This is a genomic window from Pontimicrobium sp. MEBiC06410, assembly GCF_053601615.1.
On the sequence record NZ_JBSHNT010000139.1, the window covers coordinates 1 to 13,500 of the forward strand.

1 protein-coding gene is annotated in these 13,500 nt (G+C 32.3%); it reads right to left on the reverse strand.

Annotated features, from left to right (window positions below):
• Positions 1 to 13,489, reverse strand: a 13,489-nt coding sequence (locus tag ACVC08_RS03490; RefSeq protein WP_452601005.1) for an amino acid adenylation domain-containing protein, incomplete at its 3' end; no start/stop codon positions are given.
• Positions 13,490 to 13,500: the final 11 nt, after the last annotated feature.

A 13,500-nucleotide genomic window follows, 5' to 3' on the forward strand; every position in this document is an offset into this window, starting at 1 on the left:
TATGATGCATGCATAACCCTAAAACATACTTATCTTTTCCTGTGGTTAGTAATAACACGCGTAATAATGGCCCTTCTGATAAATTAAATGGGGCTTTGATAAACTTATCGCTGTGTGCTTGTATTGCTTTTGACTTTTCTTTTGGTTTTAACTTACTATAGTTTGCTTGTTCTATTGTTAAGACTAAACTGCTTGCTATGTCTTGGTAGGCTATTCCTTCTGAGTCTTTTTTAAAGGTTGTGCGTAATGACTCGTGGCGTGCTACTAATGCATTGATACTTTGTTCTAAGTGTGCTATGTTGAGCGCACCATTTACTTCTAATAATCCTGGTATGTGGTACCTTTCGCTTTGCCCCAACTCTGCTAAAAACCATAGGCGCTGTTGTGCAAAGGATAGCGGTAGTTGAACTCTGTTTTTTACAACTGTTATTCTAGGTAATGTTGTTGCTTTACTGGTGGCTATAACTTGGGATAACTGCCCTAGTAATGGGGTATGATATACTGTTGCTAGTTCTAAGTTTATATTAAAAACTTTATTTATTCTTGAGAGTAATTTTGTTACTAATAATGAATGCCCTCCTAATTCAAAAAAGTTTTCTGACAATCCTATTTGATTTACTTCTAAGATTTCTTCCCAAATTCTAGCAAGTTTCTTTTCTATTTCTGTTTCTGGTGCTACGTATTCATTTAGTCCGTTAAATTCAACTTCTAAATTTTGTAATGCTTTTCTATCTACTTTTCCATTAGATGTTAATGGTAATACTTCTACTTCTAGAATAAAAGTTGGCACCATATATTCTGGTAAGCTAACAGACAGTTGTTGTTTTATACTTAAAACATCTAGTGTTTTTGTTTTATCTATTAATACACAATAGGCTATTAATTGTTTACTTCCTAAATGGTCTTTGACTATAACAGTACTATTTTGCACATTATTTTGTGTATTTAATAGGGTTTCTATTTCTCCTAATTCTATACGGAACCCTCTTAGTTTTACTTGACTATCTATACGTCCTAGAAATTCTATTTGTCCATTAAATTTCCATCGTGCTAAATCTCCTGTTTTATATAGTTTTCCTTCTCCAAAAGGGTTATCTATAAATTTTTCTTGTGTTAAATCTGGACGATTTAAATAACCTCTTGCTAGACCATCTCCTGCTATACATAACTCTCCAGAAACTCCTACTGGTTGTAATTTATGTTTTGTATTTACTATATGTACTTTATCATTATTTATTGGTGCTCCAATTGAAATATCTCCATTAACTTCTTCAATATTAAATGTTGTTGAAAATGTAGTGTTTTCAGTTGGCCCGTAACAGTTTATTGCCTTTAAGTTTGGATATGTACTTTTTAATTTCTCTATGTGTGTTGGAGAAATGCGTTCTCCTCCTGTTAAAATAGTTTTAAGTGTTCTAAAAAGTTCTATATCTGAATCTATTAATTGATTTAACCAACTAGAGGTAATCCACATAATATTAACCGTATTATCTGATATAATTTTAGCTAACGACCAACTATTTAATAGTGTGTTTTGTTCTGCTAATATTAACGTCCCTCCATTTAATAATGGTCCAAAGAATTCAAATATTGTAGCATCGAATGAAAATGCTCCTGTTGATATAATAGTATCGTTTGAAGAGAATTGATAGTAATTAGAGTTTTTAACTAATCTTACAACACTACGGTGTTCTACCATTACGCCTTTTGGTCTCCCTGTAGATCCTGAGGTATATATTACATAAGCTAAGTTATTAGCTGCTACTTTGTTTTTTAATGTTCCTTTTGCTTCTGTAACTGCTTTATTGTCTTCCCATTCTTTTGCTAATGAAATTGTGGTTATAGTATCCTCTATTTTATCTAATACTGTACGTTTTAAGTGTTCTTGAATTAATAATAGTTTTACAGAATTTGTTGTATTACCTTCTACAATGCTATCTGTAAGCATATAATTAATTCTATCTTTTGGGTACTCTGGATCTATAGGAACGTATGCTCCTCCTGCTCTTAATATTCCTAAGATAGCAACCATCATTTCTATTGATCGTTCCATACAAATTCCCACAAAGGTTTCTTGTTCTACGCCTTGTTCTTGTAGGTATAATGCTAATTGTTTACTGCGGTTGTCTAACGCTTTATATGTTATTGTTTCTTCTTTAAATATTACAGCTGTAGCATTTGGTGTTTCTTTTGCTTGCGCTTCAAATAGCTCATAAATGCTTTTTTGCTTAGGATAGTCTGTTATTGTATTATTAAATTCTTTTAACAATAGTTCATCTTCATCTGTTACCAGACTAAAATCTTCTAAAAGCATTTCAGATTTTGTTATCATATTAGATAACACATACTGAATAGCGCTTGTAAATCGCTCTATAGTATTCTCTTCAAATAATTCTGTGTTATAATTAACAGACAGTATTAATCCTTCGTTTTGCGTATCTATAAAATCTATTGTTACATCGAACTTTGCCTTATCGTAATCAATATTCTCAAAAGTTGTTGAAGCTTTCCCTAGTTTTACTCCTTCTTCTTTTTTAAGGTAGTTAACCATTACTTGAAAAATAGGGCTAACATTTGTTTCTCGATTGGGTTGTACTGCCTCGACCACTTTATCAAATGGTATGTTTTGGTATTGCTGACTCCTTATTAGTTCTTTTTGTACATTATTAAAAACGTCTAGTAATGTTTCGTTTGTTTTAAATTGTATTCTATTTACTAATGTATTTACAAAGAAGCCTATTAACCTTTCGGTGTCTCTATGCGATCTATTTGCAGCTGGTATTCCTACACATATATCATCTTGTCCACTGTATTTATGCAATACAATAAATATGCTTGTTAATAAACTGGTAAATAATGTGCCCCCTGTGGCTTTATTAAATATTGCTAATTGTGCTTTTGTTTTAGTATCTATAACCTTATTTATACGCTTCCCTTCGCCTTTTAATTGTTTTGGTCTTGGGTAATCTGTAAGTAATAATAGGTCTTTATGATTTTGTAAATGAGATTTCCAATGTGCTAATCCTTTTATGTAACTGTCTTTTTTAAATAGCTTTTGTTGCCACGCTGCATAATCTGCATATTGTATTGGCAAGCTTGGTAATATAATTGCTTCTTCACGTATGTATGATGAATATATTTCGTTAAGTTCTTTTCTAAAGATGCTTAAAGACCACCCATCTGCAATAATATGATGTATGCATAAACCAAATACATATTCTGTTTCTGCTAATTTTACTACTGTTGCTCTAATTAAAGGGCCGTTTGATAAATTGAATGGTTTATCTATAAATGCTTTGGAGTATTTTCTTAGCGTAGCTTCTTTTTCTGAGGGTGTTAAATGGCTATAATCTTCTTGCTCTATTTGTATTCTTCCTTCTCTTAATATATACTGGAAAGCTTCTCCTTGTTCATTTTTACGAAATATAGTTCGTAAGCTTTCATGTCTATTTATTAAATAGTTTAGACTTCTTTCTAATACTGATACGTCTAATTGTCCTTTTATTCTTAGTAATTCTGGAATATGGTATTGTTCTCCTTGACCTAATTCGGCTAAAAACCATAAGCGTTGTTGCGCAAATGATAGTATTGCATTTTCCCTGTTATTTATTACGGTAATAATATCTTCTTCTCCTTCGTCTTCTGTATTTATTGCTTTTGCTAATTGGTTTAATATAGGGGCTTCATATATTGTAGATAGTTCTAATTTTATTTTAAAGGTTTTCTTTATTTCTGATAATAGTTTGATTATTAGTAAAGAATGTCCTCCAAGTTCAAAGAAGTTATCATAAATTCCTATTCGGTCAATTTTTAAAATATTTTGCCATATTGTAGCTAATTGCTCTTCTGTTTTTGTTCTTGGCGCAACATATTCTTCTTCACTATTTATAACTAATGCTTGTTCTAAAAGTGCTTTTCTGTCTATTTTTTGGTTAGGAGTTAATGGTAACTCTTTAATTGCTATTATATATGTTGGAACCATATAATCTGGTAGCAATTGAGATAAATATGCTTTTAACTCAGGAATTAACGCTTCTTCATTATTAGTATTAAATACACAATAAGCTACCAATTGTTTACTTCCTGCATGTTCTTTTGCTATAACTGCGCAGTTATCTATAAGGTTACTTGTGTTAATTGTAGCTTCTACTTCTCCTAGCTCAATCCTAAATCCGTTAATTTTAACTTGATTATCTATTCTACCTAAAAAGTCTATATTTCCTTCTGGTGTCCAGCGTACTAAATCTCCTGTTTTATATATTTTCCCTTCTCCAAAAGGGTTGTCTATAAATTTCTCCTTTGTTAAATCTGGTCTATTTAAATAGCCTCTAGATAAGCCTGTACCACCTATGCATAACTCTCCTGCAACCCCAATTGGCTGAAGGTTATTTGCTTTATCTACTACGTAACACTTGGTATCGCCTAGTGGTTTCCCTATACTTTTATTTTGTAATGGGTATTCTAAATCTCTTTGTATGGCACTTACAGTTGTTTCGGTTGGGCCATATTTATCTATTATTCTTATGCCTTTATTTGCCCATGTTTCTAAAACTCTATAATCGAATACATCTCCTCCAGAAATTATTCGCTTTAGCTTTGTATTTGGTACAAAAGGAATTTCTCCTAAAAACGATGGTACGGCATGTAAATGTGTTATTTCTTTTTCTACTAATATTGTTTTAAACTTATCTATATCTAATAGGTCTTCTCTAGGCACTATATTTAACGTACTCCCAGAGACTAATGGTAAATATATTTGCTCTCCTGAAGCATCAAATGAAAAGTTAGAGAACTGTATAAATTGGTCCGTTTCATTAACTTCAAAATATTGTTTTTGATATTGTATTAAATCTGCAAAGCTGCTATGTTCTATTAATACTCCTTTAGGTTTACCTGTAGATCCTGAAGTGTAAATAACATAGGCTAAATCGTTTAATGATGGTTTTGTTTTTAAACGTCCTTTTGCTGTTATTATACTTTTATTGTTTTCCCATATTGATGAAATACAGTCTAGTTCTACACCGGTTTTGTTTATAAGTGTTTTTATGGATTGTTCTAGTGTTGTTTGAGCTAAAATTAACTGTATGTTGTTTTTAGCATTCCCTTTTATAATACTATCTTCAACCATATATTTAATACGGTCTTGTGGGTAATCTGGAGCAATTGGTACATACGCTCCTCCTGCTCTTAATACGCCTAACATGGCTACTACCATTTCTACAGAGCGCTCCATACAAAGCCCTACTAAAGTATCTGCTTTTACACCTTTTTGTGTTAAATAAATGGCTAATTGTTTACTTCTAGCATCTAACGTTTTATAGCTAATTGCTTCATTTAAATACCTTATAGCTGTTGCGTTTGGAGTTTGTTTTGCTTGGGTTTCAAATAAATCTACAATGGTAACTTGTTTTGAATATGTTGTTTCTGTTGCATTAAACTCTGCAAGTAATTTTAGTTGTTCTTTTTCTGTTAAAATATTAATGTTTTTAACTTTATATTCTGGATTACTTACTACTGCTTCTATTATGTTTTTATAATAATTTATATGAGCATTAATTGTTTCTGCTGTAAATTTTGCTCTTAGATATTTAAGGTTTACTGTAATGCTATCTTTTAAGTCTATAACTTCTAACGAGTAGTCTTCTACTGCATTTTGCTTAAGCGATTCTATTACTTTTACGTCTGTATTATCTTTATTATTTAAAATGTCTCCAAATATATTTTGATAGGTATATACAATAGAAAATAAGGTATCTCCTTTTCCTTTAGTAGCATCCAATGTTGTTAATAATTTGGCATAAGGATATTTCGCATAATCTATGTTCGATAAAAATTCAGCTTTTACCTTAGTTACAACTTCTGCAAAGGAATCTTCACCAAAAACTGATGTACGTGTTAGCATCATGTTTATATAATAGCCTATGCTTTTTGCATACTTCTCGTTTAAACGGCCAGCTATTGGTGTTTTTACAATTACATCTTCTGTACTTGTTAATCTATGTAGTAAGACTTTAAATATGGCTAACATTACTATTGAAAGATTAGCTTTAGATGTTTTTGCTAATGCTTTTAATTTTAATAAGGTGTCGCCAGATATCTCTATACTACTTATCCCTTCTTTTTCTATTGATTCTAATGACTCGGTTTTAGTATTGCTATATGGCAATTCTATTGCTTCTATAGTACCACTCATTTTATTATTCCAGAAAGTAAAATCTTCTTTACTTTCTTCTGCTTGTAAATACTTTTTTTCTTGATTTACAAAATCGAAATAACTTTTATCTTCTTCTATTTTTGAAATTGGTAATCCTGAATCTAGTGCGTTTAATAGTGTTTTAAAATCTGATACAAAAGGGGCAACTGAAGTTCCATCGAAAACAATGTGATGCACCATAAAAAGTATATATGTTTTATGAGTTGTAGCATCTTTTCTAATGTATAATTTTGTTACATTTTTAGCTAAATCGAATGGTATAGATTGTAAAATTTTAAATTCTGTTTCTACGGATTCTGATATTGTTTTTACATCTTCTTTTAAATAACCAGATGCCGATTTTACCTCTTGTTGAATAACGCCTTCTTCTTCATCGGTAAAAAATGAAACTCTTAGTGTTGGGTGTTTTTCTAAAAGGTATTCTGCTGCTTTATAAATAACGGTTGCATCTATTTCTTTATCAACGCTAAACCCTATTGGCACATTGTATTCTGTTGATTCTGGATTTTTATTTTGAATGAACCAAAGTCCTTTTTGTCCTTCAGACAATAGAAAATATTCTGGTAAATTATTCTTTTTATGTTCTCTGTTTTTTGCTTTGGCACTCTTAGTTTTTACAATAATAGTTTCAAAAACATCGAATATAGATTTAAAGTCATCTGCTCCTAAAATCTGTCCCATTTTTACGTTTACCCCAAAGTGTTCGTTTAAACGGTTTACAAGTTCTATTACTTTAATAGAATCGAAATCGTAATCTATTGGAGATAATGTTTCATCAAAATCTGCTGTAGGGATTTTAAATACATCATTAGAAATGGCTTCTATTGCTTCTCTAACAGTTTCTTCTTGTAGAGGTACTACGTCTTCTTCATTAGCAGCGTCTACTACAGTTTCTTTTTCTTCTTTAATAGGGTTTTTAGTTACTGTTTTACTTGGGTATTCTTCTAAAATTAAATGTGCATTAACGCCTCCTACTGCATAACTATTAAGCCCTGCTCGTCTTGGATGTGCTCCATTTTTCCATTGACATGGTTCTGTAGTTAATACTAAAGAATGGTTTGGATCTAATTCTGAATTTATGGTTTCTAACCCAGCAATTCCTGGTATTGTTTTATGTTCGAAAGCTTTTAATACTTTTATTATAGATGCCATACCAGAGGCTAGTTCTGAATGTCCCACAACTGGTTTTGAGGTGCCTACATGCCATTTTTTATCTGGGTCTTTAGAGAACTTTTTATATACTGTATCTATAGCGCTTAACTCTATAGCATCTGCCATACGGTTTGCTATACCGTGCGCTTCAACATAATCTATTGTATCTATTGGGACATTAGCTTTTAAAATACTTTCTTCTATAGCTGTTTTTAAGCCTTTGGCATTTGGTGCTTCTATTGAAAACCCTTTCCCGCCATGGCATACAGAGCTTCCTTTAATTACTCCTAATATATTATCATTATCTCGCTCTGCATCTTCTAATGGTTTTATAATAATTATTCCTACACCTTCGCTTCTTACAAAGCCTTCTGCATTTTCAGAAAAACTTTTTGTGTCTCCTTTTTTACTAAACAAGCCGCCAAAATCTGAAGCAACGGCTTTTTCCATTTCTTCTTTAGAGACTAAATTAACGCCTCCAACAATGGCTTGTTTACATTCTCCACTAGTAATACTTTGTATTGCGCGATGGATAGCGACATAACTACTTGTACAGTATGTATTAACTAATTCGCTTGGGCCTTTAAGGTTTAAGTGGTATGAGACTTTATTAGGTATTAAATATGCTAGTGTTTGATGTTCTTTTTCTGCATATTCTTGTGCTGCAATAAAAACACCTGTAGTTTTAGAGGCTAAGGCTTTTCTATCTATTTTATAATGCTCCATAGCATTAGATAGGACTTCAAAAATCAACTTTTCTTGTGCAGATAATTGGCTAATTTCTGATGCATCCATATTTAAAACAGACCAGTTTTCTTCTGCATTTTTTAAGTCTATTTGGCTATAGGCTACATGGGATGCTGTTGTTTCTTTGGCTAAGTTTAATTGTACATTGGTTGCTGTATTAAACCATAGTTCTTCTTCTGTTTTTATCGAGCTAAATCGCCCATTCATGGCCACAATAGCCATTGTAGTAGATGGCTTAGTTTTTACTTCAGGAGTTCTTTTAATATTTTTTTGGTGACGTTTAGAAACTTGTACTGGTTTTGGGGTTACTACATGGTCTTTAACTTCTATATTTTTAGTTTCTTTTGTATCGCTTACAACAGTATTTCCTGTTTTAAATAAATCTCCATGATCCTCTAACAAAAACTCTAAGAATTCTGAAATTGTAGTATAATTAATTAACGCTGTCGGTGCCAAATCTAATCCTTCGTACTTCTCGTTTAATACTTGTACTAGATTTATCATCATTACTGAATCGAATCCATAATCTCCAAAACCTTTTTCTTTATTAATTCTATTGGCGTCTAATTTTAATATTGATGAGATTAAGGTAAAGACTTCATTTTCTATAATCTTACTTAAATGGCTGGTACTTGTTGTCTCTGTAGAAACTATTATTGGAGAAGTTTCTATTGTTTCCTTAATGGTTACTGCTTCTTCTTCTCCTACTAATTTACTGTGAATCTTCTTGCGTTCTCCGTAAGCTATTACGCCTTGTTCTGTTTTATTTTTTAATAAGGTTTCGAAAGCCAAAATACCTTCTGCTGTTGGCAAAGCGCTCATGCCCCATTTCTGCTTTACATACTTTTCGCTCTCTGCATCCATTGTCATCCCGCCTTCTTTCCATAATGGCCAGTTTATACTTAAAGTATGCCCACTACGTTTTCCTTGCTTTTCTAATGCATTTCTATATACTGCATAATAGTCTAGCCATGTATTTGCGCTTGCATAATCACTTTGTCCAAAGTTACCTGTTACTGCAGCCATACTACTAAAATAGACTGTAAAATCTAGCTTTAAATTGCGAGTAGCATAATCTAAATATTTAACACCGTTAATTTTAGGTTGTAATACTTTTGTTGCTTCTGTTGTCGTTTTTTTAATTAAAAAGCTATCTGCTATTACTCCTGCACTATGTATGATTCCATTTAAAGCTCCGTATTCTTTTATTATAGTCTGTATAAGATGATCTACAGATTTCTTATCTGTTACATCACAACTATAATAGCTTGCATTTAATGCTTTTAATTCTGCATCGCTTAATTTTGAAGTTGAAGAACGACCAGACAGTATTAGTTTTGTTGTTTTATTTTTAGCTATATATGACGCGAATAGTTTTCCTAATCCTCCTGATCCTCCTGTAATTAAATAAACACCATTGTCTTTTACCGTTACTCCTGAATGTTTTGCGTCTTTAATTGCAGTCACTAAACGCTCTTGTCTATTACCACCAACGTATCTTATCTCTTCTCCTAATTGACTTTGTTCAAGTCTTATGGTTTCTGTTAATTCTTCTACTTTGTTTACAGATAACTCCTCTACTCCTATTGTTTTGGTAATTAGTTTTCTACTTTCTAATTGTGCAGTTTTTAATATCCCACTTGCAAATGCGTAATCTATATACTCGCTTGTGTTATAAATTAAAGTTAATCCTATAGTTTGTTTTGCACCTAAAAGTGGTTTTATAAGTTCTTGTATTTTATTGTAATACTCGATTTCTGTTGGTTCGTTTATTACAATAACTTCTTGCTCTAAGTTTTCTTTTAGTTTTTCGCCTAAATCTACAGATCCGCCTGCTATTAATACAATATGCTCTGTTGCGATTTCTTTCGCTTCATTATCTATCGCTTTTGGTTTCCAATGTGTTGTATAGGTTTGAAGCCCAAAATCTTTATTAACAGCTGTTTTAGAGCTTGTAGTTTTTGGTTGGATTGATTTTTTTACGGGTAAAGTTGTTAAGTCTTTAAATTGTAATAAAACTTCTCCTGTTTCCGATAAAATGTCTATGTCATAAATAACTACTTTATCTCCTATTTTATAGGTATCACTTTGTCTTACATGGCACCATTTGGCTTGCTGTACAGTATTATATATCGTGACTTTTTTGGTTGAAAAGGGTAAGTTTAATACTATATTTTCTTTTGCTAAACTAATTCCTAAAATAGACTGTAGGGCGCTATCTAGTACTCCTGGTTGTAATACATAATTATAATCTTCCTCTAATGCTATTTTACTTAATGATGCTGTTTTATTATAGTATAATTGTTTAATGCCTTGGAAGCTGTTTCCATAATTAAAGCCTAATTCATTAAATATTGCATAACATTCTTCTCCTGTTTTACTACTATTAAAGGTTAGTTTTAAAGCATTTATGTTAACATTTGGAAGTTTTGTTTGTTCTTCTGTATGCAAGGTTCCTTGCCCATAGATAATTTCGTCTTTATCAAATGTTGCTGGGCTGTATATTTCATAGCCATAACCATTCTCTTCTTCGAATAAATTAATCTGAATTTTTTCGGAATTAGAGTTTACCTTAATTGGTTGTAACCATGTTACATTTTTTAATTGTGTTATTGTTGTAGCCAAGCTTCTTTCTCCTGCTTCTCTTGCCCACTCTAAATAAGCTACTCCTGGTAATATTTTTTCTCCTTCTACTTTATGGTCTCTTAAAAACGATTCGTTTCCTGTTAAAACTGTCGTATATTTTTGTTCTGCTAATGTGGAATCGTTAGTGTGTACTAATGGGTGTAATTTACTAATTCCTTTTCCTGTAGATGTAGTTTCACTTGCTTCTGCTACCCAATAGCGTTCTCTTGCAAAAGGATAGGTTGGTAAGCTAATTTTATTTGGCTTATTATTACTGTTATATAATAAATTCCAGTCTATTTCAATACCTTGACTCCATAGCTGTACTAAGGCTTCTACTTCTTGTTCTTTTATTGCTGTTTCTATATATGCTTTTCCTGCATTTCCTTTTAATATAAAGCTGTTTGTGTGTTTTGTATTGGTTACATTGCTTAATAATAAACCTTCTCTATTTCCACTAATGTATTGAACTAATGTTGTTTTTAAATCGCTAATATCGTTTACTAAACATGCAAATCGTTCTTCCATTGCTTGTCTTCCCACTTGCAATGTATATGCAATGTCGTAAACATTTGTTGTGCTATTGGTTTCTATATACTCTAAGATATTCTTTACTTGTACGCCCAGACGTTCGGTGTTTTTTGCAGATAATACTATAATAGCTGGCGCATGGCTGCTATAGTGTTTTACAGGGTTTACATACTCTTCTATTATTATATGTGCATTGCTACCGCCTGCTCCAAAACTACTTAACCCTGCTAGCCTTTTATTATTAGAGCTAGTGTGCCAATCTTGCAATTGTTGTGGAACGGTAAATGCTGTTTTCTCGAAATTAATTTTACTATTTAATGTTTTAGAATGTATGCTTGGTACAATTTGCTTGTGTTGTAGTTGTAATAATACTTTAGTAAAGCCTGCTATTCCTGCGGCTGATTCTGCATGTCCAATATTACTTTTTACACTTCCTATTGCACAATATTGTCCTGTTACATTATTAAAGGCTTTATTTAATCCTGCAATTTCTATAGGGTCTCCTAAACTTGTTCCTGTTCCGTGTGCTTCAACATAGCTATAATCTTCTGGTTTTACCCCCGCATTTTGCATTGCATCTTTTATAACCTCAGCTTGAGCATTTAAATTAGGGACTGTTAGACCACTACTTTTTCCACCATGATTAATAGCTTCTCCTTTAATTACTCCGTAAATTCTATCACCATCTCTTTCTGCATCACTTAATCGTTTTAATAAAACGGTGCCTACACCTTCTGCTGGAACATAACCGTTACCGCCTTCTCCAAAGGCTTCACATTTTCCTTTATCTGATAAAAATCTGGCATTAGATAACCAATTGTATTTACTGGCATGTACGCTTAAATTAACACCTCCTGCTAAAGCGACATCGCATTCTGAACGGCGTATACTTTCGCATGCTAAATGTAGTGCTGTTAAAGATGATGAGCATTGCGTATCTAACCCTATACTTGGACCTCTTAACCCTAAGTAAAAAGAGGTCATATTGGCTACAGTAGAGACAAAGCTACTTGGTGAACTTTCACTTTTGTCTAAACGGAATAATTGATAGTCTGTCCAGAATACTCCTGCAAAAACACCTACTTTAAATAATTCTGAAAGCTTTGCAGGGTTGTAACCTGCATCTTCGATAGTTTTCCAACTTTCTTCAAGAAATATGCGAGCTTGCGGATCCATATTCTCGGCTGCTATTGGAGACATTCCAAAAAATAACGGATCGAATTTATCGGCATCTTCAATAAAACCGCCCCATTTACTATAGGTTTTACCTTGTTTTCCTTTTTCTTTATCAAAATGCGCATCTGCATCCCAACGGTCTTTAGGAATTTCCGTTACACAGTCTTTACCTTGTTTAAGGTTGTCCCAAAATTCGGCTATAGTTTTTGCTTGAGGGTAACGTCCACTTAAACCTATAATTGCTATGGCATTATTATTTGCCGTTTTATTTTGTTCTTTTTTAACTTCTGGCTTATACTCTGGGGTTTCTGTTGTTACTATTAAATCTCCCCATACATCATCTTCTATTAGAGTTTCTGGTGTTACTGAACGTTCTACAGGTGTTTTTTCTTGTTTTATATTGCTTTGTAAGGTTTCTTCTGCACTTGCTATTGGTTTTATTTCTGAGAATGCTTCTTTGTCATTTTCTAATAAATATGTGCTTAAATCTTCTATATTTTGATACTCGAATAATAATGTTGGATACAATTCATGCCCCACCTTTTCTTCAAGGGTTGTTACTAACTGCATTGTCATTTTAGAATCCATGCCTAAATCGAAAAACCCTGCTGTTATATCTATAGTAGCTGCTGGTTTTTCTAAAGCTATTGCCGACAATTCTTGTAAATAGCTTTGAATTAATTCTATGGTTACCATTTTTACTTTTGTAACAGCTACTGGTTCTACTTTCTGCTCAACAGTTTTTGGTAATTCGCCTGTAGTTTCTTTAGAGAATGCTTCTTTATCGCTTTCTAATAAATACAGACTTAAATCTTCTATATTTTGATATTCGAATAATAGGGTTGGATATAATTCATGCCCAACTTTTTCTTCTAATGCTGTTACTAACTGCATGGTCATTTTAGAATCCATTCCTAAATCGAAAAACCCTGCTGTTATGTCTATTGAATTTGCTGGTTTCCCTAGTGCTATTCCTGATAATTCTTGCAAATAAAGCTGAATAGTTTCTTTCACTCTGGTTGTACTTATACCATTTGAACTCATAATACTAATAT